The 26,277-nt window shown below is 69.5% G+C and carries 19 protein-coding genes; 13 read left to right on the top strand and 6 right to left on the bottom strand.

Annotated features, from left to right (window positions below; genetic code table 11):
- Positions 1 to 126: 126 nt before the first annotated feature.
- Positions 127 to 549 (bottom strand): RNA polymerase-binding protein DksA, encoded by a 423-nt coding sequence (gene dksA, locus ABNX41_RS00920; protein WP_438667834.1) that lies wholly within the window; start codon positions 547 to 549, stop codon positions 127 to 129.
- Positions 550 to 736: 187 nt separating this feature from the next.
- Between dksA and ABNX41_RS00915 the strand changes: the two genes are divergently transcribed.
- The 5 genes from ABNX41_RS00915 (at position 737) to ABNX41_RS00895 (ending at position 6,376) form a co-directional block, all read left to right on the top strand.
- Positions 737 to 1,594 carry an AAA family ATPase gene (locus ABNX41_RS00915; protein ID WP_438667833.1) on the top strand — a complete coding sequence of 286 codons (858 nt, stop codon included), beginning with the start codon at positions 737 to 739 and terminating at the stop codon, positions 1,592 to 1,594.
- A gap of 1,101 nt (positions 1,595 to 2,695) precedes the next feature.
- Positions 2,696 to 4,081, top strand: coding sequence for a DUF2927 domain-containing protein (locus ABNX41_RS00910; RefSeq protein WP_438667832.1), 1,386 nt, complete (start codon positions 2,696 to 2,698; stop codon positions 4,079 to 4,081).
- 147 nt (positions 4,082 to 4,228) lie between these two features.
- Entirely contained in the window at positions 4,229 to 4,393 is a 165-nt protein-coding gene (locus ABNX41_RS00905) for an apolipoprotein acyltransferase (RefSeq protein ID WP_438667831.1), read from the top strand.
- 12 nt (positions 4,394 to 4,405) lie between these two features.
- On the top strand, positions 4,406 to 5,587 hold the full coding sequence (locus tag ABNX41_RS00900) for a vWA domain-containing protein (RefSeq protein ID WP_438667830.1): 1,182 nt from the start codon (positions 4,406 to 4,408) through the stop codon (positions 5,585 to 5,587).
- 96 nt (positions 5,588 to 5,683) lie between these two features.
- Entirely contained in the window at positions 5,684 to 6,376 is a 693-nt protein-coding gene (locus ABNX41_RS00895) for a M48 family metallopeptidase (protein ID WP_438667829.1), read from the top strand.
- Between the two features lie 16 nt (positions 6,377 to 6,392).
- Here the strand turns inward: ABNX41_RS00895 and ABNX41_RS00890 are convergent, their stop codons facing one another.
- Together ABNX41_RS00890 and ABNX41_RS00885 are read right to left on the bottom strand one after the other, a co-directional pair.
- A complete protein-coding gene (locus tag ABNX41_RS00890; protein ID WP_438667828.1) occupies positions 6,393 to 6,935 on the bottom strand; it encodes an RSP_2648 family PIN domain-containing protein in 543 nt (180 codons plus the stop codon).
- A gap of 8 nt (positions 6,936 to 6,943) precedes the next feature.
- The gene (locus ABNX41_RS00885) at positions 6,944 to 8,236 is read right to left on the bottom strand and encodes an RSP_2647 family RNA methyltransferase (RefSeq protein WP_438667827.1); all 1,293 of its coding nucleotides are present in this window, start codon (positions 8,234 to 8,236) and stop codon (positions 6,944 to 6,946) included.
- A gap of 512 nt (positions 8,237 to 8,748) precedes the next feature.
- Here ABNX41_RS00885 and edd point away from each other — a divergent pair.
- A complete protein-coding gene (gene edd, locus ABNX41_RS00880) occupies positions 8,749 to 10,554 on the top strand; it encodes a phosphogluconate dehydratase (protein ID WP_438667826.1) in 1,806 nt (601 codons plus the stop codon).
- Between the two features lie 132 nt (positions 10,555 to 10,686).
- Entirely contained in the window at positions 10,687 to 11,337 is a 651-nt protein-coding gene (gene eda / locus ABNX41_RS00875) for a bifunctional 4-hydroxy-2-oxoglutarate aldolase/2-dehydro-3-deoxy-phosphogluconate aldolase (protein WP_438667825.1), read from the top strand.
- A gap of 457 nt (positions 11,338 to 11,794) precedes the next feature.
- Here eda and ABNX41_RS00870 read toward each other — a convergent pair whose 3' ends face one another.
- Positions 11,795 to 14,647 (bottom strand): bifunctional [glutamine synthetase] adenylyltransferase/[glutamine synthetase]-adenylyl-L-tyrosine phosphorylase, encoded by a 2,853-nt coding sequence (locus ABNX41_RS00870; RefSeq protein ID WP_438667824.1) that lies wholly within the window; start codon positions 14,645 to 14,647, stop codon positions 11,795 to 11,797.
- Between the two features lie 504 nt (positions 14,648 to 15,151).
- Between ABNX41_RS00870 and ABNX41_RS00865 the strand changes: the two genes are divergently transcribed.
- The 4 genes from ABNX41_RS00865 (at position 15,152) to ABNX41_RS00850 (ending at position 20,580) form a co-directional block, all read left to right on the top strand.
- A complete protein-coding gene (locus tag ABNX41_RS00865) occupies positions 15,152 to 15,730 on the top strand; it encodes a DUF2852 domain-containing protein (RefSeq protein WP_438667823.1) in 579 nt (192 codons plus the stop codon).
- A 798-nt stretch (positions 15,731 to 16,528) separates the two neighbouring features.
- Positions 16,529 to 17,365 carry an arginyltransferase gene (locus tag ABNX41_RS00860; RefSeq protein ID WP_438667822.1) on the top strand — a complete coding sequence of 279 codons (837 nt, stop codon included), beginning with the start codon at positions 16,529 to 16,531 and terminating at the stop codon, positions 17,363 to 17,365.
- A 729-nt stretch (positions 17,366 to 18,094) separates the two neighbouring features.
- Positions 18,095 to 18,700 carry a TRAP transporter small permease subunit gene (locus tag ABNX41_RS00855; protein ID WP_438667821.1) on the top strand — a complete coding sequence of 202 codons (606 nt, stop codon included), beginning with the start codon at positions 18,095 to 18,097 and terminating at the stop codon, positions 18,698 to 18,700.
- Complete coding sequence (locus tag ABNX41_RS00850) at positions 18,697 to 20,580, top strand: TRAP transporter large permease (RefSeq protein WP_438667820.1); 1,884 nt, start codon at positions 18,697 to 18,699, stop codon at positions 20,578 to 20,580. Before ABNX41_RS00855 ends, ABNX41_RS00850 begins: the two co-directional genes overlap by 4 nt.
- Before the next feature lie 465 nt (positions 20,581 to 21,045).
- Here the strand turns inward: ABNX41_RS00850 and ABNX41_RS00845 are convergent, their stop codons facing one another.
- Positions 21,046 to 22,152, bottom strand: coding sequence for a TRAP transporter substrate-binding protein (locus ABNX41_RS00845; RefSeq protein WP_438667819.1), 1,107 nt, complete (start codon positions 22,150 to 22,152; stop codon positions 21,046 to 21,048).
- Between the two features lie 730 nt (positions 22,153 to 22,882).
- Here ABNX41_RS00845 and ABNX41_RS00840 point away from each other — a divergent pair.
- Both ABNX41_RS00840 and ilvN read left to right on the top strand, forming a co-directional pair.
- Positions 22,883 to 24,688, top strand: a complete 1,806-nt coding sequence (locus ABNX41_RS00840; RefSeq protein WP_438667818.1) for an acetolactate synthase 3 large subunit — start codon at positions 22,883 to 22,885, stop codon at positions 24,686 to 24,688.
- A gap of 63 nt (positions 24,689 to 24,751) precedes the next feature.
- Positions 24,752 to 25,312 carry an acetolactate synthase small subunit gene (gene ilvN / locus ABNX41_RS00835; RefSeq protein ID WP_438667817.1) on the top strand — a complete coding sequence of 187 codons (561 nt, stop codon included), beginning with the start codon at positions 24,752 to 24,754 and terminating at the stop codon, positions 25,310 to 25,312.
- A gap of 155 nt (positions 25,313 to 25,467) precedes the next feature.
- Here ilvN and ABNX41_RS00830 read toward each other — a convergent pair whose 3' ends face one another.
- A complete protein-coding gene (locus tag ABNX41_RS00830) occupies positions 25,468 to 26,238 on the bottom strand; it encodes an enoyl-CoA hydratase-related protein (protein ID WP_438667816.1) in 771 nt (256 codons plus the stop codon).
- Between the last annotated feature and the right edge of the window lie 39 nt (positions 26,239 to 26,277).

Genomic DNA, 26,277 nt, shown 5'->3' with positions numbered 1-26,277 from the left:
CCCCGGATGCGCCTGCTTGAAGACACGGCCCGCCAAAGGCTGCGCCTGCGCTACGCACCACCCACCCGGGAAAACGCGGAGGATCTGCCAGGACGCGCCGGTCCCGGCCCGCCCGCAGGGCTGCGCTCAATCGTCGCGATGGACCTTTTCGCGCCGCTCGTGCCGCTCCTGCGCCTCAAGCGTCATGGTGGCGATCGGGCGCGCGTCGAGCCGCTTGAGGCTGATCGGCTCTCCGGTCATCTCGCAATAGCCGTATTCGCCGCTGTCGATGCGCCGCAGCGCGGAATCGATCTTGGCGATCAGCTTGCGCTGGCGGTCGCGGGTGCGCAGCTCCAGCGCGCGGTCGGTCTCTTCGCTGGCGCGGTCCGCCAGATCGGGCACGTTGCGCCCGCTTTCGGTCAGGTTGTCCAGCGTCTCGGCCGACTGGTCGAGCAGCTCCTGCTTCCACACGATCAGCTTGCGGCGGAAATATTCAAGCTGGCGGTCGTTCATGAAGGGCTCGTCCTCGGCGGGACGATAATCGTCGGGCAGGAAGACTTCGGCCTTCATCGCAGATCTCTCCATTTTGCCGGCGCCATGCCCCTGAACGGGGGCCGACAGGTGGGCTTCTGTCATGGACATGCTCCTGTTGACGCGCATCTAGCCCATGGGCAGGCGATTGTCACTAGCGGTTGCGACAAAATCTCGGCATCGTCGGGCCCGACCCGAGAAAGACGGCCATGGCGTTGAGGACACGATGATATTCCAGTCAACAGCGGATTATGTCGCCGCGCCCGAACTTGGCGTGGCGGTCAATGCGGCGGTGCGGCTGGGGCGCCCGCTGCTGGTCAAGGGCGAGCCGGGGACCGGCAAGACCGAGCTTGCCCGCCAGGTGGCGGCAGGCCTGGGCCTGGCGTTTCTGGAATGGAACGTGAAATCCACCACCCGCGCGCAGCAGGGGCTTTACGAATACGACGCGGTCTCGCGCCTGCGCGACAGCCAGCTCGGCCCCGGGATGGGGGCCGAACGGGTGGGCGATGTGTCGAACTACATCCGCAAGGGCAAGCTGTGGCAGGCCTTCGAGGCGCCCGAGCGCGTGGTCCTGCTGATCGACGAGATCGACAAGGCCGATATCGAATTCCCCAACGACCTGCTGCAGGAACTCGACCGGATGGAATTCCACGTCTACGAGACCGGCGAGACCGTGCGGGCGCGGCATCGCCCGGTGGTGATCATCACCTCGAACAACGAAAAGGAACTGCCCGACGCCTTCCTGCGCCGCTGTTTCTTCCATTACATCCGCTTTCCCGATGCCGAGACGCTGTCGCGCATCGTCCGGGTGCATTTTCCCGACATCAAGGACCGGCTGCTCTCGGTCGCGCTGGCAGAATTCCTTGAGATCCGCGAGACGCCGGGGCTGAAGAAGAAGCCCTCCACCTCGGAGGTGCTGGACTGGATCAAGCTGATCCTGGCCGAGGATCTGGCGCCCGAGGACCTGCGGCGCGACGCGAACCGGATCATGCCCCGGCTGCATGGCGCGCTGTTGAAGAACGAACAGGACGTGCAGTTGTTCGAGCGGCTGGCCTTCCTGGACCGGGGCGGGCGGCGCGGCTGACCCCCGGCGGGCGCGGCGCCAGCGCCCGGGGCGCGTGCGGCAGTGCCAGGCCGCGAGGCAGTGCCAGGAGCGCAAGCGGCAGTGCCAGACCGCGAGGCGGCGGCGAAGGCCATCTCCGGTCCCGGGGCGGGGGGGGGAAACCCCGGGCTTTCTGGACCGGCCAGCCCCCCCGCGCCCGAAACCGCCTGCCGGGCCCGGCGACACTTTCCCGAACTCTCCACCCCCCCGCCGCCCGGCGGGCGGGCGGCGAATCCTGGTCGCGCGGGCGCGATCCGGGCCCCGATCCTGGACTCCGTCCGGGACTCTGTCCGGGCGCGAACGGCCATTGAGATCACCCGGATTTAACCTTTTCCGACACCGCAACGAATCGGGCAGATTCGCCCCGTTTCGGCCACAGTCCTGCCACAATTCAATCACGAACAACCAATATTACGACATAATTTGAAATATTGCGTGAGCCGGGCCCAGCAAATATGGTCCCCTCCCCCGCCGCGACCGCCATGGATGGTGCGCGCGCGCTTCGCCGGATTCCTCGCAATTGACACAACCGGGCCCAGATCCCGACACTCGGCCCCTGTTGGATCGAAAGCCTGTGAAGTTGCCAGTTGCAAAGCCAGTGATCCACTCACCTGAAAGTCGTGTCCCGATGCTTCGTGCCAAGCCCCTGCCTTTGCGACCCGTCCCGACCCTGCCGGTCGGCGCCGGTGCGTTCGTGGCCCGGGACCGCACGGGCCTGACGCCTGCCCCGACCGGGCGAGCCGGGATGACCACGATGACGACCACGACCACGATTCCGGGGGCCCGCCCCCGGCGCAAGATCCGCGTCCCCTCCCCCTTGCCCGCCGCTGCCCGGCGGGTTCGGGGCGGGACGAACCGCGCGTCCGCCCGGATGGTCCCCGGGATGGACAGGACCGGCGCGGGTCCATGGGGCACCTGTCTGTCTGCTCGCCCCCATGGACCGGCGCTGTCCGGCGCGACACCGGACCACCCCGGCGTGCGGCCGGCCCGGGATGCGGGGGCATCCCGGGCCGGGCCCGCGCGGGGGGCCCACAGCCGCCGGGGGCCCGCCCCACGGCGCCGCATAGATCGAGCTGCCAACTCATGCGCAAATACCTGCTGCTTGCGGCCATCGCCGCCACCTCTGCCTGCGCGCCCGGACCGGGGGTCGAGGTAACCAAGTCGGGGGCGGCGCAACAGACGACCGCCTCCGCCCTGCCCCGGAGCGAGGCCTTCCTCGATCCCGGCCCGACCGCCGCCCTTTCCGGGCGCGGCGGCCATTCCAACGCCGATCTGGCGGCGGATTTCATGGAACTGGGCTTCGCGCTGGAAAGCGGGCGCGCGCTGAAGCATTTCAGCCGGTTCGAGGGCACGGTCACGGTGGCGATGACCGGCGCCGTCCCGGCCTCGGCTCCCGCCGAGATGACGCGGCTGCTGAACCGCCTGCGGACCGAGGCCGGGATCGACATCCGCCCCGCCCGCCCGGGCGAGACCGCCTCGATCACCGTCGAGTTCAGTCCGAAATCCGCCCTGCGCCAGGCCGCCGCCAATGCGGCCTGCTTCGTCGTGCCCAATGTCGCGACCCTGGCCGACTACCGCGCCAGCCGGGGCCAGGCGCGGCTGGACTGGGCCAATGTCGCGCAGCGCCAGCAGGTCGGCATCTTCGCCCCCTCGGACGGCGCGCCGCAAGAGATCCGCGACTGCCTGCACGAGGAGCTGGCCCAGGCCCTCGGCCCGTTGAACGACCTTTACCGGCTGACCGACACCGTCTTCAACGACGACAATTTCCATTCGGTCCTGACCGCGACCGACATGAAGATCCTGCGCGCCTGGTATGCGCCCGAACTGGCCTCGGGCATGACGCGCGAAGAGGTCGGCGCCCGGATCGGCGCGGTGATCGCCCGGGTGAACGGCGGCGGAGCGGCCAGCCGGGCCGATCTTTCGGCCACGCCGCGGGTCTGGATCAATGCCATCGAACAGGCCGTGGGCGGCGGCAGCATGGGCGCGCGGCGCAGCGCGGCCGAGCGGGCGCTCTCGATCGCCCAGGCCCAGGGCTGGAAGGACGGGCGCATGGCCTTCAGCCATTTCGCCCTGGCCCGCCTGCATGTCGCAAGCGACCGGGCCCGCGCGGTCGAGGAATTCACCAGGGCCGCCGCGATCTACCGCGGCCTGCCAGGCGGCGCCATCCATGTCGCCCATATCGACATGCAGCTTGCCGCCATCGCGGTGGCCTCGGGCCAGCCCGAGCAGGCGCTGCGCTTTGCCGACCGCGCGATCCCGGCCGCCCGGGCGGCGGAAAACCACGCGCTGGTCGCCTCGTCGCAACTGATCAAGGCCGAGGCGCTGGACCTGATGGGCCGCGGCGCCGAGGCCGCGGCGCTGCGTCTGGACAGCCGTCCGCTGGCCAGCTATGGCTTCGGCTCGGAAATCCAGGTCAATGCCCGGATGCGCGAGATCGCGGCCCTGGGCGCGCTTGGCCCCAGAGGGTGATTCCCCCCAAGGGATGACCGCCGGGGATGATCGGCGGGGCGCGCCCGCCTCGGGGGAAGGGTCCGGCGGCAAGCCGGGCGATTCCCCGGGCAGATGGGCGGGCGCATCTGCGGCAAGGCGCGCGACGACAGGCAACGGAGGGGCGGCATGATCGTCATCGCAGCGGGCGTCATGGGCGCGGCAATCGGCGGGTTCAGCGCCCGCAGGAAGGGCGGCCGTCCCGCCGATATCGCGCAATATGCCGCCGCGCATGCGATCCTTTTCGGGCTTCTGGGCCTGTTCCTGACCATCGCCATCGAACGGATGCTGTAAGGGGCGGGGCCGATGTTCCTGCCCTTCCTTCGGATCCTGCGCGAGGAGGGCGTGCCGACCGGCCCGGGCGAGTTCCTGACCTTCCTCGCCGCGCTCTCCGAGGGCATCGTCACCTTCGACACCGAGGGGTTCTACCACCTCGCCCGCGCCGCGCTGGTCAAGGACGAGCGCCATCTCGACCGTTTCGACCGCGCCTTTTCGCGCGCCTTCTCGGGGCTTGAGACGATCCCGCCCGAGGCGGTGCTGGCCGCGCTCGACCTGCCGGAAGACTGGCTGCGCAAGGGCGCCGGACGCCATCTGAGCGCCGAGGAACGCGAGAGGATCGAGGCGCTCGGCGGGTTCGAGGCGCTGATGGAGACCCTGCGCCAGCGCCTGGCCGAGCAGAAGCGCCGCCATGAGGGCGGGAGCAAATGGATCGGCACCGGCAGCACCTCGCCCTTCGGGGCCCATGGCTACAACCCCGAGGGCATCCGCATCGGCCAGGACGAAAGCCGCCACCTCCGCGCCGTCAAGGTCTGGGACCGGCGCGAGTTCCGCAACCTCGACGACCGGGTCGAGATCGGCACCCGCAACATCAAGATGGCCCTGCGCGCGCTGCGCCGTTGGGCGCGCGACGGCGCGGCGGAAGAGCTCGACCTCGACCACACCATCCGCGCCACCGCCCATCAGGGCTGGCTGGACGTCAAGACCCGGCCCGAGCGCCGGAACGGCGCCAAGGTGCTGCTGTTTCTGGACGTGGGCGGCAGCATGGACCCGCATGTGCGGGTGATGGAAGAGCTGTTCTCGGCCGCGCGCTCCGAGTTCCGCCACCTTGAGGTGCATTACTTCCACAACTGCCTTTACGAATCGGTCTGGCGCGACAACCGGCGGCGTTACGGCGACCGGACGCCGACATGGGACCTGTTGCGCGGCCATGGTCCGGACTGGCGGGCGATCTTCGTCGGCGACGCGGCGATGAGCCCCTATGAGATCAGCCATCCCGGCGGCGCGGTCGAACACTGGAACCCCGAGCCGGGGGCGCTCTGGCTTTCCCGCGCCACCGGGCAATGGCCGCATCACCTGTGGATCAATCCGGTGGCCGAGGCGGAATGGCGCTGGACGCCCTCGACCGCGATGATCCAGGCGGCCTTCGGCGGGCGGATGGTGCCGATGACGCCCGAAGGCATCGCGCGCGGCGTTCGCGACTTGCGTTGAGCCTGCCGAAATCCCGCTCTCCGGCGACCGGCGACCGGCGACCGGGGGCCCTGGCGCCGCTGGACGGGCGGGGGCGGAATCGGTCAGGATCGCGCCATGATACCGATGATCCTGATTCCCCTTGCGATGGCCCTGATCAGCGCGATTCTGATCACGCGCTTCAACCTGTGGAAGACGCGGCAGGACCTGACCGCGCGCTCGCGCCCCTTGAACGATCCGCAGATCCTGCTTCAGGCCGACCGGCTGGCGCGGGCGCTCGACCTGCCCCGGATCGAGGTGCTGGAGCTGGACGATCCCGAGATCAACGGTTTCGCCGATGCCGACGGCAGGGTCTTCCTGACCCGAGGCTTCGTGCGCCGCCACCATTTCGGCCATGTCAGCGCCGAGGAGCTGGCCTCGGTCATCGCGCATGAACTGGGCCATGTCGCCCATGGCCATGTGAAAAAGCGCATGCGCGACGCGACCGGCCATACCGCCGCCCAGATGATGTCGAACATGCTGATCGCGCGTTTCCTGCCTTTCATCGGGCCCTGGATCACCGCCCGCATCGCCGAGACGCTGATGGCCCTGCAATCGCGCGAGCACGAATACCAGGCCGATGCCTGGGCCTCGGCGCTGCTGATCCGCTCAGGCATCGGCACCGGGCCGCAGAAATCGCTGTTTCGCAAGCTGGACCAGTTGGTGGGGCGGTCGGGCGCGGACGGCATTCCCGACTGGATGCGCAGCCACCCCAGGACCGAGGACCGGATCAAGGCCATCGAGGCCAATGAGGCACGCTGGCTGGGCTGAGGCCCCGCCCCATTTGCTAAAGCCCGAGCGCCTTGGCCAGCCGGTAAAGCCGGACCCGCTTGAGCAGCCATTTCAGCTCCAGCGCGCGCCCCGAGATCGCCTCGGCCCGCGTCCGCACCGTCTCGACCACCGCCGCCATGGTCTCGGGCGCGCCCGAATGCAGCTCCCACAGGAAACCGTCGGGGTCGCGGCGGCTGATCCCCTCGGCCGCCAGCGCATGGCCGGGGAAATCCTGTGCGTTGAAGGTGACGATGGCATCGGCATGGCCCGCGATCGCCACCGCGAGCACATGCAGATCGGCCGGATCGGGCAGCATCAGACGCGATTCGATGGCGGGCTGGGGCGGGATGCGCCCCTGCGGAAAGGCAAGGGCGAAGGCCCGCGCCTCGGCCTCGGCCCCGGCCTGGGCCGCGGCGCCCAGCTTGGCCGTCGCCCGCGTCCATTCGCCAAGGATGCGGTCGGACCAGAGCGGTTGGTATAGCCCGGCCTCGCCCGCGCCCTGCAAGATCTCGCGCAGGACGGTGGGATACAGCACGCAGGCGTCGAGAACCGCCTTCATGCCCCGCCTCATGCCCCGTCGAGCCGGAAGGCCAATGCCTTGAGATAGCCCGATTCCGCAAGCTGCGGCAGCACCGGATGGTCGGGCCCGGCAAAGCCGGTCCAGATCAACTGGCCCCGCCGCCCGCCGCGCCCGATGCCGCGCGCGCTGGCATTGCGGAAGGCCGACAGATCGGCGGCATGGCTGCACGAACACAGCACCAGATACCCACCCGGCGCCACCAGCGGCGCCGCCAGCCGGGCCACCCGCTCATAGGCGCGCAGCCCCGCCTCCAGCGCGGGTTTGGCGGGGGCGAAGGCCGGCGGGTCGCAGATCACCAGATCGAAGACCGCCCCCTCCTGCCCAAGCGCCTCAAGCGTGGCGAAGGCGTCGCCCTGCCGGGTCTGGAACGCCGCGTCCCGGCCCATGGCCCCGGCGCCGCGCCGCGCCAGATCCAGCGCCGCCGCGCTGGCATCCACCGCCAGCGCGCTTTCCGCGCCCCCCGCCAGCGCCGCCAGCGCAAAGCCGCCGACATGGCTGAAGACATCGAGCACCCGCGCGCCGCGCGCCAGCCGGGCGGCAAGGGCGTGGTTCTCGCGCTGGTCGAAGAAAAGGCCGGTCTTCTGCCCGCCCATCAGATCCGCCATATAGACCGCGCCGTTCATGGCGACCGGCACCGGCCCCTCGGGCGCGGGCCCGTGGATCACCCCGGTCTCCTCGGCCAGCCCCTCCAGCCCGCGCGCGCGGCCCGATCCGTTCTTGATCACCGTCTCGACCCCGGTCACCGCGACCAGCGCCGCGACCAGGGGCGCCAGATGCGCCTCGGCCCAGGCGGCATTGGGCTGGACCACCGCCACCGCGCCGAAGCGGTCGATCACCACGCCGGGCAGGCCGTCGGCCTCGGCATGGACCAGGCGGTAGAAGGGCGCCTCGTAAAGCCGCGCCCGCAGCGCCAGCGCCCGCGCCAGCCGCGCGGCGAACCAGGCCTGGTCGATCGCCGCCCCCGGATCGCGGTCGAGCATCCGCGCCACGATCTTCGAGGCCGGGTTGACGGTGACCAGCCCCAGCGGGCGCCGCTCGGCATCCTCCAGCACCGCGAGCGTGCCGGGCGCGAGGTTCGAGCTGCGCCGGTCCATCACCAACTCGTCGGCATAGACCCAGGGGAAGCCGTGGCGGATCGCCCGGGCCTCGGCCTTGGGGCGCAGCCGCACGACGGGGCGGGCCGGGGCGCCGTGCGCGGCGCTGTCGGGCGCGGCGGAGGCCCCCGGGGCGGCGGATTCGGAAGGGGCAGCGGGGCGGGAGGGGGGATGCGAGGCGACCATGCCCCCTCATATCCGCTTCGGCCCGCGCCGGAAAGCCTCTGGAACACCTCCCGACCGGCGTTCCGGCACGGACGGGGGCGCGCGTGAAAAGGACCGGCCCGGCCGCCACGCCCATCCCGGGCGCGACGAAAGGCCCCGGCTCCCCGTCCCGGATCGCAGGATTGCCGGGAAAAGCGGCGGGCGCGGCAAAGATGCGGGCACAGGGCGGCGGGGGATCGCCCGATCCCGCCCGAAGCGGCATTTTCACACCCCGGCCCCGGGCGCGGCATGGCAGATTGGCCCGACCAGTCGCTGGCCGCCCAGCCTGCCCCTTGCCTGCCCCTTGCCGGGCCCGCCCCTCTCGCCTGCCCGCGCCGCACCCCGCCTGCGGGACCCGGATCGCGAGGGACGGCATCGGTGAGGAAGCGGGTTGTTAGCGGTAACATAAATTGCTAGAAAACCCCTGCCCGCCCGGCCCCGACCCGAAGACCAAGACGCCAGGGCCGCCAGCACCCCAGCCCGATGAGAGATCCATGTCGCTCGACCCGACCCTCGCCCGCGTGACCGACAGGATCCGCGCCCGCTCGGAAAAGACCCGCGCCGAATATCTCGACCGCCTCGCCGCGGCGGTGGCCGCGGGCCCGGCCCGCGCGCATCTGACCTGCGGCAACCAGGCCCATGCCTATGCCGCGATGGAGGGCGACAAGCCCCGCCTGGCCGAGGGGCGCGCCCCGAACATCGGCATCGTCACCGCCTATAACGACATGCTTTCGGCGCATCGCCCCTTCGAGAGCTACCCCGAGCGGATCCGCGCGGCGGCGCGGCGCGCGGGTGCTACGGCGCAGGTCGCGGGCGGGGTGCCCGCCATGTGCGACGGCGTCACCCAGGGCCAGCCGGGGATGGAGCTGTCGCTGTTCTCGCGCGATGTGATCGCGCTCGCGGCCGGCGTCGCGATGAGCCACAACTGCTTCGACGCCGCGCTTTACCTGGGCGTCTGCGACAAGATCGTGCCCGGGCTGATCATCGCCGCCGCCAGTTTCGGCCATGTCCCCGCCGTCTTCGTCCCCGCCGGGCCGATGGAAAGCGGCATCCCCAACGACGAGAAGGCCCGCGTCAGGAATGCCTTCGCCGAGGGCAAGGCCTCACGCGCGGAACTGATGGCGGCCGAGATGGCCAGCTACCACGGCCCCGGCACCTGCACCTTCTACGGCACCGCCAACACCAACCAGATGCTGATGGAGATCATGGGCCTGCATCTGCCCGGCGCCAGCTTCGTCCCCCCCGGCAGCGCCTTGCGCGACGCGCTGACCGAGGCCGCCGTGACCCGCGCGGCCGAGATCACCGCGCTTGGCAACGCCTTTACCCCGGTGGGCGAGATCTTGGACGAAAAGGCCTATGTCAACGGCATCGTCGGGCTGATGGCCACCGGGGGCTCGACCAATCTGATCCTGCACCTGCCCGCCATGGCGCGGGCGAGCGGGATCTTGCTGGAGCTTGAGGATTTCGACGCGCTCTCGAATGCGGTGCCGCTGATGGCGCGGGTCTATCCCAACGGGCTGGCCGACGTGAACCATTTCCACGCGGCGGGCGGGCTTCAGTTCATGATCGGCGAATTGCTGGACGCGGGGCTCTTGCATGCCGATGCGCGCACCGTCGCGGGCGAGGGCCTGGCCCCCTACCGGCAGGAGCCGAAGCTGGTCGACGGCCGGTTGCTGTGGCAGGACACCTCTGGCGCGACGCTGAACGAGCGCATCCTGCGCCCGGCCTCGGATCCGTTCCAGGCCAGCGGCGGGCTGCGCAGGCTGGCGGGCAATCTGGGCCAGGGGGTGATCAAGGTCTCGGCCGTCGCGCCCGAGCGCCATGTGATCGAGGCCCCGGCGCGGATCTTCCACGACCAGACCGAGGTGAAAGAGGCCTTCCGGCGCAACGAATTCACCGAAGACTGCATCGTCGTGGTGCGTTTCCAGGGGCCGCAGGCCAATGGCATGCCCGAGTTGCATTCGCTGACCCCGGTCTTGTCGGTGCTGCAGGATCGCGGGCTGCGGGTGGCGCTGGTGACGGACGGGCGGATGTCGGGCGCCTCGGGCAAGGTGCCCGCCGCGATCCATGTCTCGCCCGAGGCGGCGGCGGGCGGCCCGCTCGCGCGGCTGCGCGACGGCGACCGGGTGCGGCTGGATGCGGCGGCGGGCCTGCTGACCTGCCTCGCCCCGGATTTCGAAAGCCGCGCCCCGGCGACGGCGGATCTTTCGGCCAATGGCCACGGCATGGGCCGCGAATTGTTCGAGGCGTTCCGGCGGCGCGTCGGCCCGGCCGCGACCGGGGCGGCGGTGGTGGTCTGAGCCCTGCCCGCCGCCCTGTTGGGCGCGCACGCGAAAAGGCTTTGCCGCCCCGCCGCGATGACGATAGGCCTGACCCAGGCCTCCAGGCTTTCCCCGGCGCCCGAGGCGCGCCTCAACAGGAGCGTGACCGACATGACCCCATCCGAGCAATCCGCCGCCACCGGGGCCTTCTGCCGCCTCGCCCCCGTCGTGCCCGTACTGGTGGTCGAGGATGCGGCGCGCGCCGTGCCCCTGGCGCAGGCGCTGGTCGCGGGCGGGCTGCCGATGCTTGAGGTGACCCTGCGCACCCCCGCCGCGCTTGAGGCGATCCGCGCCATGGCCGGGGTCGAGGGCGGCGTGGTCGGCGCGGGCACCCTGCTGACGCCAGCGGATGTGAAGGCGGCGGTGGCGGCGGGCGCGCGGTTCGGGGTCTCGCCCGGGGCAACGCCCGCGCTGCTCGATGCCTGCGCCGAGGCGGACCTGCCGCTCTTGCCCGGCGCCTCCAGCGCCAGCGAGGTGATGGCGCTGCATGAACGCGGCTACGGCGTGATGAAGTTCTTTCCCGCCGAACAGGCGGGCGGCGCGCCCTTCCTGCGCGCGCTCGGCGCGCCGATCCCGCAGGTGAAATTCTGCCCCACCGGCGGGATCGGCCCGGCGAACGCGCCCGACTATCTCGGGCTTTCCAACGTGCTTTGCGTGGGCGGAAGCTGGGTCGCGCCGAAAGAGGCGGTGGCGGCGGAGGATTGGGCGCGGGTCACCGCGCTGGCCGCCGAGGCGGCAAGGCTGGCGGGCGGCGTCTCATAGACGCGAGGCTGCCGCGCCGCCTTGCGAAGGTAGGCGCGGTTGGTCTTGCATGCGAAGATGGGCGGGGGGGCAGACGAGCCGCAGTTCCAACCGTAGACAGGCCCGCCCGAAGAATGGCCTCGGAAACGTCGCCGCGCCCGCCCAAACGACCATCCAAAAGACCGGGGAGACAAGACCACGGCGCCCGCGCCGGGTAATGGCTGATGCTGTGTGCAAACCCGGTCGAATATCTCTGAAACCGAGAAAATATTCCATCGCAGGCAATACTGAGAGATTTCGTTCCGCCTTGACCCGGCAAGGCTGGATTCCCAAGGAAACCGTTCTCCGCAGCTTCTGGAAATCGGAGTTTTCACACAGCCTCGCCCCCCTATGGCCGCGCGGCGGATCACCAGCCGGGTTGTCGTCTTCAGCCGCCCGGCCCCGCCCAGTCTACCCCCGCCCAACCGTCAACCCCTGCCTAGCCGTCCCCCCCGGCCGACCCGCCCGGCCCTGCCGCGCCCTCCGCCCCCTCGAACCGGCGCGAGACGATCCCTCCCGCCGCCGCCGTCACCAGGGCCAGCCGCTCGGAAAGCGCCGCCTCGTCCGCCGCACCGCTTTCGCGCAGCAGAAAGGCCCGGCCGCCCTCGCCCAGGGCGGCGGGATCCAGCGGCCCGTCGGTCAAGAGCCGCGCCGCACAATGCAGCGGCCAGAGGAAACGAAAGGCCGAGAGCAGCGCCTCGCGCTCCTCCGCGTCCAGCAGATCCTTCGCCGCCGCGATCTGGCGCTCCACCGGGCGGGCGGGGCTGGCGGCGATCAGGGCGGCGGTCTCGGCCAGCAGCTCGATATCCATCAGCCGACCGGGGCCGTTCTTGGTCTCCCACGCGCCGCGCGCGGGCTTGGCGGCGGCAAGGCGGGCACGCATCGCCGCCACATCGGCGATCACATTCGGCCCCCGGCCCTTCTCGGCGATGATGGCGCGGCGCAGCCCCTCGATCTCGGCGGCCAGATCCGGCGCGCCCGCCATCACCCGCGCGCGCGTCAGCGCCAGATGCTCCCAGGTCCAGGCCTCGTTGGCCTGATAGTCGCGCCAGGCCGCAAGCGAGGTCGCCACCGGCCCCTGCCGCCCCGAGGGGCGCAGCCGCACATCCACCTCGTAAAGCCGCCCCTCGGCGGTCTGGGCCGAAAGCGCGGTCACCATGGCCTGGGTCAGCCGGGCGTAATAAGAGCGCACGGCAAGGGGCTTGGGGCCCTCGGAGCTTTCCGCCCCCGCCGCGTCGTAGATCAGGATCAGATCGAGGTCCGAGCCCGCGTTCAACCGCCCCGCCCCCAGGCTGCCCATGCCCAGAAGCACCGCGCCGCGCCCGGGCATCGGCCCGTGACGGGCGGCGAATTCCGCCACCACCACCGGCCAGACCGAGGCCACCACCGCCTCGGCCAGATCGGCATAGCTCTTGGCCGCCTCGAACCCGTCGATCAGCCCGCGCAGGTGATGGACGCCGATGCGGAAATGCCATTCCTTCATCCAGCGCCGCGTGGCGTCGAGCTTGCGCTCGTAATCCGGCACCTCGGCCAGGCGCCGCGCCAGATCGGGGGCGAGGCCCGACAGCCCCGGCCAGGGATCGAAGAAACTGCCGCCGATCACCGCATCCAGCACCCCGGCATGGCGCGAGAGATATTGCGCCAGCGCGGGCGCCGTGCCCGCGATATCGGCGATCAGCTCGATCAGCACCGGATTGGCCTCGAACAGCGAGAAAAGCTGCACCCCGGCGGGCAGGCCCTTGAGAAAGCCGTCCAGCGCCAGCAGCGCCTCGTCCGGGTTGGCCGCGCGCGACAGCGCCCGCAGGAACTGCGGCCGCAGGCGGCGGAAGATCGACTGGGCGCGGTCGGATCTGAGGCAGGGATAGGCGTTCCAGCCCTCGGTGATGGCGCGGGCGTGGTCGGAAAGCGCGAACCCCTCGGGAAGCGTGACATCCCCGGGCACTGGCGCCTCGGCCGCGCCGCCGGGGGGCGAGAAGAAACCGTCCACCAGTTCCTCGGTCCGGCCCAGGCGGGCGCGCAGCCCCTCGCGGAAGGCGGCGTCGCTCTGGCCGCAGAAGGCCGCGATCCGCGCGATACCCTCGGCCGTGGTCGGCATGGTCTGGGTCTGGGCGTCGTTCACCATCTGAAGCCGGTGCTCCACCTCGCGATGCGCGCGGTAGAGGGTGGAAAGCTCCTCCGCCACATCGGCGGGGATCCAGTCCTTGGCCGCCAGCGCCGCCAGGCCGCCCACGGTGGTGTTGTCGCGCAGGTCCGGGTCGCGCCCGCCCGCGATCAACTGCCGGGTCTGGGTGAAGAATTCGATCTCGCGGATGCCGCCGGGGCCAAGCTTGACATTGTGCCCCTCGACCACGATCGGCCCGTGCAGCCCGCGATGGTCGCGGATGCGCAGGCGCATGTCATGGGCGTCCTGGATCGCGGCATAATCGAGGTGGCGGCGCCAGACGAAGGGCGTCAGCGCGCGCAGGAAGCGGGTCCCGGCGGCGATATCCCCGGCGCAGGGCCGCGCCTTGATATAGGCGGCGCGTTCCCAGGTGCGGCCCTCGGCCTCGTAATAGCTGTAGGCCGCCGCCATCGAGATGCAGACCGGCGTCACGCTGGCGTCGGGGCGCAGCCGCAGGTCGGTGCGGAAGACATAGCCGCCCTCGGTCACATCCGACAGGATCGCCGCCATCTTGCGGGTGACGCGGATGAAGGCGGCGCGGGCCTCGGACCAGTCCTCGCCGTAGCGGTCCTGGTCGAAGAGACAGATCAGGTCGATGTCCGAGGAATAGTTCAGCTCACGCGCGCCCATCTTGCCCATGGCGAGCACGGTCATCCCCGCCGCCGTCGCGGCATCCTCGGGCCGGGCGCCGGGCAGCTTGCCGCGCCGGATCTCGTCGGCGACAAGGCGGCGCAGCGACAGGTCCACCGCCCGGTCGGCCAGCGCGGTCAGCGCGCCGGTCACCTCCTCCAGCCGCCAGACACCGCCAAGGTCGCACAGCGCGATCAGAAGCGCCGCGCGGCCCTTGGCCTCGCGCAGGGCGGCGCCGAGACGGTCGAGCCCGGCCTCTTCCGGCGCGGCGAGGATCCCGGCCATCGCCGCCTCGGGCGCAAGGTCCAGCGCCGCGCGCAGCCAGTCGCCCTCGCGCCGCATCAGGTCGCGCAGATAGGGCGCGCAGGCGGCGGTGGCGGCCAGAAGGTCGCGGATCTCGGGCGGCTGGTCGGCAAAGGCACGGGCGGTGTCGGCGGCGGCCTCGGGGTCGAAAGGCAGGGGCTGGCGGGTCAGCCGGGCGGCGAAACGGGTCTGGGTCATGGGCGGCACCATGGGCAAGGCCGGGGCGGCGGTCAAGCAAGGGCGGGGCCCGGCGCGGCTGGCGATGTCGGTGCGGGCGGCCGCGCCGGTCCCGACGCGTCGCGGCCCGCGCCCGGATCGGCAGCGATCTGTCGGGTGGCTGGAGCCCTCGCGCCGGCCTCCGACGAATGCCGCCCCGGGATGTGCCCTGCCCGGTCCGGCGCATTCCCGGGCCAGAGACCGGAGGGGCACGGGGAGGCGGCGAGGCGGAGGCCGCGAGGGGGGCTGACGTGAAGGATCCTCACCTGACCGGAACGCACCCGGGGTCAGGCGCCGCGGGGATCGCGCGCGAATGCCCGGGAAAACCGCGCCGCAGGCGGAAATCCGCTGCCTGTCGCGACCTCGGTCGGGGCGCATGTAAATAATCTTAACATACCCCTTGCGAAGCCGTCGCCCTACACGCATCTTTGCGATGTGAAAGCAATTCACATAACTTCATCGCTCATCCAGAGGGGAGTCCATCCGATGACGACATCTGCCGCCACGCCCGGTCTTTCCGGTGCCTCCTACCGCGATCCTGCGGAGCCCGGCGCCGGGGCATCGGGGATCTTCCGCTGGCTGCGCCGGGCCGAGGCCTGGCTCGACGCCCGGGGCACCTGGGCCTGGATCGCCGCCATGGTGGCGGGATTCATCTTTGTCTGGCCGGTCGGCCTTGCCCTTCTGGCCTATATGATCTGGGGAAAACGCATGTTCGGATCCGCCTGCCGCAGCAAACGCCACAACCGCCGCCATGACGCCGGATCGACGCCGTTCGGGGCGCGCTGGTCCGGGATCGACGCGGCGCTTCGCCCCTCGGGGAATGCCGCTTTCGACGCCTACAAGTCGGATACCCTGCGCCGCCTGGAAGAAGAGCAGGAGGCCTTCGAAGGGTTCCTCCAGCGCCTGCGCGACGCCCGCGACAAGCAGGAGTTCGACCGCTTCATGGAAGACCGCGCCGAGGCCGCCCGCAGGTCCGGCACCGATGCGGCCCCCGGATCGGCGGATGCCGGAACAGCGCCTCCGGTCGCCGAGCGCCAGGGTGAAGAGCGCCGCGGCGAATACTGATCCCGAACGGGTTCCCGGGTGGGGGGGGGCCGGGGAGCAGTTCCCGCTTCCGGATCCCGCTTCCGGATCCCGGGCGGGCGGCTCCGGCAGGGCCGCCCGTTCCGCCCCCCCGGCACATCCGCCCGCCCCGGTGTTCAAACCCGGCGCGCCCGAGCGACCCGAGACGCGCCCGCCCCCTCCCGGCGGGCGCGTTTTCATTCCCGATCCGACCGATGCCGCGCCCCGGCCCCAGTCGCACGGCCCCAGTCGCCCGGCCCCAGTCGCACGGCCCCAGTCGCACGGCCCCTCGAAGTCCCGGAGCCCCCGGCCTCCCGGAACCCCGAAACCCCGGCGCCCGCAAGTGGAACCGCAAGGCGCGTCGCCACAACTCGGCGCGGTCGCACGGTCAGATGGTCAGATGGTCAGATGGTCACACGGCCAGATGGCCGCAGACCGATCAAAGCGCAACGGCCATAGGCCAACAAGATTGCGATGGGACACAGCCCGACAGGGCCTTACGGATTTTTCTTGCGGCGCAGCCGCGCTTGTCGGATGGTATGGGCCTTGCCAGGCTCTCCGGGGATCCCCGTGGCGATCGCCACCCCCCTTCCCGCCCTGCCCCTGCTGCCCGCCTAAACCGGGCCGACCCGACCGGGCCCTGCCCCGCGAACGGACCGGCCCGCCCGCCGCCCTCCGGCCCGCATGGCGCCGGTTTCCTCGACCCCCCGGGGCCTTCGCGCCCCGGATCCGCCCCGCCAGAACCGCCACCCAGATCCGCCGCCGACAGCCCCGCCCCGAAACCGCACCCCGCCAGATCCGATGCGCCACACCCTGCCCCTTGCGCCGCAATTCTATGTGACGGCCCCGCAGCCCTGCCCCTATCTGGACGGCAGGATGGAGCGCAAGCTGTTCACGGCGCTGCAGGGCGAACATGCGCAAAGGCTCAACGACGCGCTGTCGAAACAGGGCTTCCGGCGCAGCCAGAACGTGCTTTACCGCCCGTCCTGCGCCGAATGCTCGGCCTGCCTCTCGGCCCGGATCCGGGTGGCGGATTTCACGCCCTCGCGCACGCAGCGCCGCATCCTCAAGCGCAACGCCGACCTGCGGCGCAACCCCACCAGCCCCTGGGCGACCGAAGAGCAATATGCGCTGTTCCGCCGCTATCTGGACCACCGCCACGCCGATGGCGGCATGGCCGACATGGACATCTTCGAATTCGCCGCCATGATCGAGGAAACCCCGATCCGCTCGCGCGTGATCGAATATTCCCGCCCGGGCGAGGCCGGGGAAGAGGCCCGCCCGCTGACGGCGGTCTGCCTGACCGATGTCTTCGACGACGGGCTGTCGATGGTCTATTCCTTCTACGACCCGGATCTGGCGGCGCGCTCTCTGGGGGCGCAGGTGATCCTCGATCACATCCAGATCGCGCGCGAGGCCGGGCTGCCCTTCGTCTATCTGGGCTATTGGGTGCCGGGCTCACGCAAGATGGGCTACAAGGCGGGCTATTCGGCGCTTGAGATCTACAAGGCCGGCGAATGGGTGCCGCTTGGCGATCCGGCCGACCACCGGACCGAGCTGCACCCGCTCTCCGTCGATCCGATCGCCGAGCAGGTGGCGCGGATCTCGCTTCCCGAAGCGCGCGGGCCCCGGGAATAGGCGCTTACCCGGCCTCCCCTGGAACCGGAAAGCCTTGCCCCGGGATGGCCGAGAGGGTGCCGGAGGGATGGCGCCTGAGCCGGGGGCCCGAGGCGCCGGGAAGCCCGCCCGCCAGGCGATGCCCCGGCGCGAAAACCGGCCGAGCCCGTGTGAAAACCCGACCAGCCCGGAACGACGCTCTTCGACGCGCCGGGCATCGCGACGGCGCCCTCCCGGCAGCCGGTCGGGATGGTCACGCGGGGCAGCCGCGCCCGGGCAAATCCCGGGACCCGGGTTTCCGCGCAGCCTCGGCCCACGACAGACGCCCCCGGAACCGTCCCCGGACGATTTCTCCATGACAGGCTCCCCCCTGAAGGTCGCCCGGGAGTCGAGGCCCGGCAGGGGCCCGGCCCCGGCCCTCCGGCCCCCGCCTGGCAAGGGAAATCGCCCCCGGCGGGCGCGGCCCGGGCACGGCCTTCGCCGCCTTCCGCACCCCCGCCGCATCCGCCCGCAAACAAGGCATTTGCCCAAGGCTTGCGCGATCCGGGACAGGTTCTGTCCCCGCCCCGCTTGGGGCATGGCGAAAGGTCGAATTTACCCCCCGGGTCAAGCAATAAAATTACCCTAATCGCGGATCCGGCTGATTGACGGCGGCGGGAGCGACCCTTTAGGTGGGCGAACGAATCCGTCGGCCAAACCGCTGCAACCAACTCAGCGGTCATCCCGGTCGGCCAAGGGGGAGCAAAATAAATGAACGCATTGCTTGCGTTATCGCGGGCGATCGACAGGATGAACGAGATCATCGGGAAGGTGGTCGGATATGCCATCCTCGTCGCCATTCTTGTCAGCGCCGTCAATGCCATCGTCCGCAAGGTGCTCAACACCTCGTCCAACTCCTGGCTGGAGCTGCAATGGTATCTCTTCGGCGCGGCCTTTCTGGGCGCGGCGGCCTATACGCTGAAACAGGGCGAACATGTGCGCATCGACATCGTCTATGCCCGCTGGTCGCGCCGGGTCCAGCACTGGATCGACCTTCTGGGACATCTGCTGTTCCTGATGCCGTTCTGCCTCTTGATGCTTTACTATCTCTGGCCCTGGGCGATGCGCTCGCTCTGCATCGGCCAGAACGAATTCTGCCGGATCGAGGTTTCGACCAATGCGGGCGGGCTGGTGCTGTGGCCCGCGAAACTCTTGCTGGTCGGGGGCTTTTTCCTGCTTTCGCTGCAAGGCGTGTCCGAGATCATCAAGAAGATCGCGGTGATGCTGGGGCTGATGGAGGATCCCAACCCCTTCATATCCTCGCATGAGGCGGCCGAGGCCGAGGCCAAGGCCCTGATCGAGGAGATCAAGCAATGATGATATTCATCGCCCAGAACATGGCGCCGATCATGTTCGCCTCGCTGATGGTCTTCATCCTGATCGGCTATCCGATCTCGTTTTCGCTGGCGGCGAACGGGCTGTTGTTCTTCCTGATCGGGGTCGAGCTGGCGCCGCTGTCGGGGGGCACGATCACGCTGGACTGGCCGCTTCTGAACACGATGCCAAGCCGATTGTGGAACATCCTGTCGAACGACACGCTGCTGGCCATTCCCTTCTTCACCTTCATGGGGATCGTCCTCGAACGCTCGGGCATGGCCGAGGATCTGCTCGACACGATCGGGCAGCTTTTCGGGCCGATCCGGGGCGGCGTGGCCTATGCGGTGATCCTGGTGGGCGCGCTTCTGGCCGCCACCACCGGCGTCGTCGCCGCAAGCGTGATCGCGATGGGGCTGATCTCGCTGCCGATCATGCTGCGCTACGGCTATGACCGGGGCGTGGCGACCGGGGTGATCGCGGCCTCGGGAACGCTGGCGCAGATCGTGCCGCCGTCCCTGGTGCTGATCGTTCTGGCCGACCAGATCGGCCGCTCGGTGGGCGACATCTACCGCGCCGCGCTGATCCCGGCGATGGTGCTGATCGCGCTCTACATCCTCTTCGTCTTCGTCATCTCGATCGTGAAGCCGCATCTGGTGCCCGCGCTTCCGGCCGAGGCGCGCACGCTGGGCAAGGGGATGACGTCGCTGGTCGTCGCGCTGGCCGCGGTGGTCGCCATCGGCTACGGCGCCCATGTCTGGTTTTACGAAAGCCAGGGCCCGAATGCAGACATCCTTGGCGGGACGGTCGGCGTCCTGGCGGTCTACGGCTATACGATCCTCGACAAGTCACTGGGGATGAACACGATGTCGCGGCTGGCCCAGCAGGTCGTCATGGTGCTGATCCCGCCGCTGGCCCTGGTGTTCCTGGTGCTGGGGACCATCTTCCTTGGCATCGCGACGCCCACCGAGGGCGGCGCCATGGGGGCCACGGGCGCGCTTTTGCTGGCCGGCGCCAAGCGGCGGCTGACCTGGAGCGTGATCAGCCAGGCCGTGGCCTCGACCACGCGGCTTTCGGCCTTCGTCATGTTCATCCTGATCGGGGCGCGGGTGTTCTCGCTGACCTTCTACGGCGTGAACGGCCACCATTGGGTGGAGCATCTGCTGACCTCGGTTCCGGGCGGCCAATACGGCTTCCTCTTCGTGGTCAACCTGGTGATGTTCTTCCTGGGCTTCTTCCTCGACTTCTTCGAGCTGGCCTTCATCATCGTGCCCCTGGTGGTTCCGGCCGCCGAGACGCTGGGGATCGACCTGGTGTGGCTGGGGGTCATCCTGGCCATGAACATGCAGACCTCGTTCATGACGCCGCCCTTCGGCTTCTCGCTGTTCTACCTGCGCTCGGTCGCGCCCAGGAACCGCTACACCGACCGGGTGACGCAGAAGACCATGGAGGGCGTCAGCACCCGCGACATCTATGTCGGCGCCATCCCCTTCATCGGCATCCAGGTGCTGATGACGGTGCTGGTCGTGGTCTTCCCGCAGATGGTCATGCACTACAAGGCGCCCCCGGTGGACACCAGCAACATGACCATCACCCTGCCCCAGGGCGGTGGCCTGGGTGGAGGTTTGGGCGGCGGCCTCGGCGGAGGCCTCGGTGGAGGTCTGGGCGGCGGCGCGACGGCTCCGGCCCCCGGCGCCCCGGCCCTGGGCGCGCCCGGTCTGGGTGCCCCCGGTCTGGGTGCCCCCGGTCTGGGTGCTCCGGGAAGCGCTCCGGGAAGCGCTCCGGGCCTGGGTGCTCCCGGTCTGGGTGCCCCCGCTTTGGAAACGCCCGATCCGGCCAGCCCCGAACAGGGCGAGGCCGGGGAGGCCCCCGCGGGCGAGTAAGCCCCACGGCCCGCCCCCCGCTGGTCGGCAAACGAAACGTCAAGGGCGGCACTTCCGGGTGCCGCCCTTTTCCTTTGGTGCCGCGCAAGGCTCTGCCTCTGGCACCGGGCCACCGCGACAAGCCAAGACCTTCCCCCCGAAGACGAGGCGCCCAACCGGCAAAGACTGGGCTTGAGACTGGGCTTGAGACTGGGTTTGAAGAGACTGGGCTTCCCGGTGAGGCCCCCATCCTTGAAGACGCGGCCTCCCGACAGCGACGCCCTGTGACGGTGAAGACGGCCCCGGCAGGGATTGCGGCAAGGGTCGCGTCCTGCCCATGCCCGCCGGTTGCGGCGGGACACATCTCCGCCCCCATCCCCAGGGATTGCGCGTCCTGCCTCGGCCTACCCGCCAGCGAAAACCCCCGGCGCCTGAGGGCTCCGGGGGCGTTGTCGAACCTTGGGAAATCCTTGAAAAAGCAGTCGCTTAGAGCGCGCCGTTGTTCTGCTGGATCATCATGAAGGTGTCGTAGTTGTATTCGGCGACCTGGGCCCAGGTATAGTTCTCGGACCGGAAGGCCTTGATGGATTCCCAGATCTTCTTGAAGGCCGGGTTGGTGGCTTCCATCTCGGCATAGGTGGCATTCGCCGCCTCGAAACAGGCCTGCAGGATCTCGGCGCTGAAGGGACGCAGTTGCGCGCCCTGACCGACGAGGGTCTTGATCGCCTCGGGGTTCTTGTAGTCATACATCTGCAGCATGTTGGCATCGGCCGCCTGCGCGGCCACGCGCAACGCCGCCTGATAGACCGGCGGCAGCCCCTCGAAGGCCGGTTTGTTGAAGTAGAAATGGACGGTCGGGCCGCCTTCCCACCAGCCGGGATAGTAGTAGTAGGGCGCCACCTTGACGAAACCGAGCTTTTCGTCGTCATAGGGGCCGACCCATTCGGCGCCGTCGATGGTGCCGCGCTCCAGCGCCGGATAGATGTCGCCGCCCGCGATCTGCTGCGGCACGACGCCAAGGCGCTCCATCACCTTGCCGGCGAAGCCGCCGACCCGGAACTTCAACCCGCGCAGATCCTCGACGGTGTTGATTTCCTTGTTGAACCAGCCGCCCATCTGCACGCCGGTATTGCCGCCGGGCAGGGCGAAGATGTTCTGGGTCGCCATGAACTCGTTGTAGAGGTCGATGCCGCCGCCGTGGTAGTGCCAGGCGTTGATGCCGCGCGCCGAAAGCGAGAACGGCACCGCCGCCGCCAGCGCATAGGTCGGATCCTTGCCCCAGTAGTAATAGCCGACGGTGTGGCAGGCCTCGATATTGCCCGCGGTCACCTCATCCGCCGCCTGAAGCCCGCCGACAAGCTCGCCCGCCGGGAAGACCTGGATGGTGAAATTGCCCTCGGTGATGTCCGAGACGTATTTCGACAGCACTTCCGCGCCGCCGTAGATCGTGTCGAGCGACTTGGGGAAGGACGAGGTCAGACGCCAGGTCACCTTGGGATGGGTCTGGGCGATGGCCGGGGCCGCAAGGGCCGCAGCCCCCGCCGCCGCCGCGCCGCCGATGCTGGCGCGGGAGATGAATTTACGACGATCCATGATGCTCCTCCTGATCGTGGCCCGCCATTCTTTGCGGCGGGCTTCGTGTTCCAGAACCTAACGGCTTGGCGAGGCTGCGCAATCCGAAAAAACCGATGCGACGGCTCTCCCGGCAACTTTCTTGCGTGAAACCCGCGACTTTCTTGCGTGAAACCCGCGACGCCTCTGCCCAGGGTTGCGCGGCCCGTCGCCACGGACCGGACTGTCGAAACGAAACCTGCACAGATGCGCGACATATGCCCGTGATTTCATCACCCTTCGGCAAGAAACCGGCGCGGGAGCGCGGAATGCGCCCGCCCGCGCTTGGCCCCGCCCCCGCGCCCCGGCGGGGCGGTAGAGAATCACCCTGCCCCGCCACCCGGGCGGCGCCCCCTGAACCGCCGCTCCGAGCAGCCGATTTTTCCACATCTTTCCCGTGAGCCGCCACTTCATGAAATAAAGTTGCAAAAAATACACCCCAGGCGACAGATAGGGTGCGGTTTTGCGGTTGACGCCTGCCCGGCGCTTGCCTAGGTTCCGCCTGCAAGCAGACAAGCGCCGCCCCGCATCCCGCCGGGCCGCGAAGGGAATGAAGATGGCACAGCTTCTCGTAGTCATTGAGGTGTGGCGCATGGGCCGGTGACGGTTGACCATGATGGTTCCCATGCGCCCCCGGAGTGATCCTCGGGGGCTTTTTGTTGCGCGCCGATGGCGCGGGAAGGACCGCCTCCGGGCGGCGGAAGGTGAGGCGATGATCCAGACCACGGCAGGCACCCGGACCGAGCGGACGACCGGCGGGCCGAAGGATGCGACGACAGATGCGATGACCGGCGCCAGGATGGTGGTCCGGGCCCTGAAGGATCAGGGCGTCGAAGTGGTCTTCGGCTATCCCGGCGGCGCCGTCCTGCCGATCTATGACGAGATCTTCCAGCAAAACGACATCCGCCATATCCTGGTGCGCCACGAGCAGGGCGCGGTGCATATGGCCGAGGGCTATGCCCGCTCGACCGGCAAGGTGGGGGTGGCGCTGGTGACCTCGGGCCCGGGCGCGACCAATGCGGTCACCGGGCTGACCGATGCGCTGATGGATTCGATCCCGATCGTGGTGCTCTCGGGCCAGGTGCCGACCTTCATGATCGGCACCGACGGCTTCCAGGAGGCCGACACCGTCGGCATCACCCGCCCCTGCACCAAGATGAACTGGCTGGTGAAAGAGAGCGAGCGGCTCTCGGACACCATCCACCAGGCCTTCCATGTCGCCCGCTCGGGCCGCCCGGGCCCGGTGCTGATCGACATACCCAAGGATGTGCAATTCGCCACCGGCGCCTATACCCCGCCGCAAAAGGCCCGCACCAGCCATTACCAACCCCGCGTCAAGGGCGATATCGAGGCGATCACCCGCCTTGTGGAACTGATGGAAACCGCCGAGCGGCCGCTGTTCTACACCGGCGGCGGCGTGATCAACTCGGGCCGCGCCGCAAGCCAGCTTCTGCGCGAATTCGTCGATGCCACCGGCTTTCCGATCACCTCGACCCTGATGGGCCTGGGCGCCTATCCCGCAAGCGGCAAGGCCTGGCTGGGCATGCTGGGAATGCACGGGCTCTACGAGGCCAATCTGGCGATGCACGGCTGCGATCTGATGATCAACGTCGGCGCGCGCTTCGACGACCGCATCACCGGCCGGGTGAAGGACTTCTCGCCCCGCTCGACCAAGGTCCATATCGACATCGACCCCTCCTCGATCAACAAGGTCATCCGGGTGGACCTGCCGATCGTCGGCGACGTGGGCCATGTGCTGGAGGATGCGCTCAGGATCTGGAAGGCGCGCGGGCGCAAGGTGAACAAGGCGGGCCTGCAGAAATGGTGGGCGCAGATCGAGGAATGGAAGGCGGTGGACTGCCTTGCCTACACGCCCTCGCAAAAGACCATCAAGCCGCAATATGCGCTGGAACGGCTGGAGGCGCTGACCCGCGGCATGGACCGCTATATCGCGACCGAGGTGGGCCAGCACCAGATGTGGGCGGCGCAGTTCCTGCGTTTCGAGGAACCGCATCGCTGGATGACGAGCGGAGGGCTCGGCACCATGGGCTACGGCATCCCGGCCTCGATCGGGGTGCAGATCGCCCACCCGGAGGCGCTGGTGATCAATGTCGCGGGCGAGGCCTCCTGGCTGATGAACATGCAGGAGATGGGGACGGCGATGCAGTTCCGCGCGCCTGTGAAGCAGTTCATCCTCAACAACGAGCGTCTCGGCATGGTGCGGCAATGGCAGGAACTGCTGCATGGCGAGCGCTATTCGCATTCCTGGTCGGAAAGCCTGCCCGATTTCGTCAAGCTGGCCGAAGCCTTCGGCTGCAAGGGGCTGAAGGTCTCGGACCCGGCGGATCTGGACGATGCCATCATGGAGATGATCCGCTACGACGGGCCGGTGATCTTCGATTGCCTGGTGGAGAAGCACGAGAATTGTTTCCCGATGATCCCGTCCGGCAAACCGCATAACGAGATGCTGCTTTCGGCCGATGCCGAGGCCTTCAAATCGGGCGCGGCCCTGGTGTGAGGCAGTGGTGGGGGCGCTGCCCCCACACCCCCGGGATATTTATGCAAAGAAGAAAGGGCAGACATGTCCGCGTTGAACATCAAGAAGGGCTCGACCAGCCATTCGGCCTATGACCTGCGCGATCCCCACAGCGAGATCGAGGCCAGCCACACGCTCGCCGTGATCGTCGAGAACGAGCCGGGGGTGCTGGCGCGGGTGATCGGGCTGTTTTCGGGGCGCGGCTACAATATCGACAGCCTGACCGTGGCCGAGGTCGACCACACCGGGCGGCGTTCGCGCATTACCATCGTCACCAGCGGCACGCCCGCCGTCATCGACCAGATCGAGGCGCAGCTTTCGCGCATGGTCCCGGTCCATGCCGTGCACGACCTGACCGCGGAAGGGCCGAGCGTGCAGCGCGAACTGGCGCTTCTCAAGGTCGCGGGCAAGGGCGAGGCGCGGATCGAGGCCCTGCGCCTGTGCGAGATCTTCCGTGCCAAGGTGGTGGATTCCACGCTGGAAAGCTTCGTCTTCGAAATGACCGGCACACCGGAAAAGATCGACGCTTTCGCCGAGCTGCTGCGCCCCCTGGGCCTGAAGGAGATCGCCCGCACCGGCGTCGCCGCCCTTTCGCGCGGCGCCTAAGGGTCGGGGCCGCAAGGCCTCCCCTCCCTTCGGGGCACGGGCGCTTCCCTCACCCCTTCATCTTGGCAAAAATATCCCCGCCGGAGGCGCAGGTTTCCACCCGCCCAGGCACCCGGGCAGAAGCTCTGCCGCCCAATCCCACGGGCCAAAGCCGTTCAGCCGCCACGAAACCGGGGCGCGCGCTTTTCCAGAAACGCCGCCAGGCCCTCGCGGAAATCCGCGCTTGCGCCGCATTCGCCCTGAAGCCGCGCCTCCTGCGCCAGCGCGCCGTCCAGATCCTGTTCGAAGCTTCCGCGCAGGGCCTGGCGCAGGGCGGCATAGGCCAGGGTCGGCCCGGCGGCCAGATGCGCGGCGCGGGCGGCGACATGCGCCTCGAACCCGGCCTCGGGCACCGCCTCCCAGATCATTCCCCAGTCGGCGGCCTGGCGGGCGGGGATCTTCTCGGCGAAAAGTGCCGCCCCCATGGCGCGGGCCAGCCCGATCTGGCGCGGCAGCCAATGGGTGCCGCCCGCATCCGGGATCAGCCCGATCCGGGTGAAGGCCTGGATGAAGCTTGCCGTCTCGGCGGCGATCACCACATCGCAGGCCAGCGCCAGATTGGCCCCGGCCCCGGCCGCCACGCCGTTCACCGCCGCGATCACCGGCACCGGCGCACCGGTGATCCGGGACAGGAGCGGCACATATTCCTCGGCGAGGATGCGCTCGAAATCCACCGCCTGGACATCGCTGGCATCCTGCAGATCCTGACCCGAGCAGAAGGCGCGCCCCTCGCCGGTCAGGACGATCGCCCGGCCCCGGGCACCGTCGAAGGCCGCGATCAATTCGCGCCGCATCCGGGCGGAAAGCGCGTTCATCACCTCGGGCCGGTTCATGACGATCCGGGTCACTCCCCCGGATTCGTTGACTCGGATGGTCTGGAATTCCATTCGCGGCCCTCCCCGGCGCTTCGATCTGACGCGATCTTC

Origin of the sequence: Pseudogemmobacter sonorensis (genome assembly GCF_042762395.1) — a bacterium.
GTDB lineage: Bacteria > Pseudomonadota > Alphaproteobacteria > Rhodobacterales > Rhodobacteraceae > Pseudogemmobacter > Pseudogemmobacter sonorensis.
The sequence above is the reverse complement of the archived record's forward strand: the minus strand, read 5'-3'. Positions and strand labels throughout refer to the sequence as shown.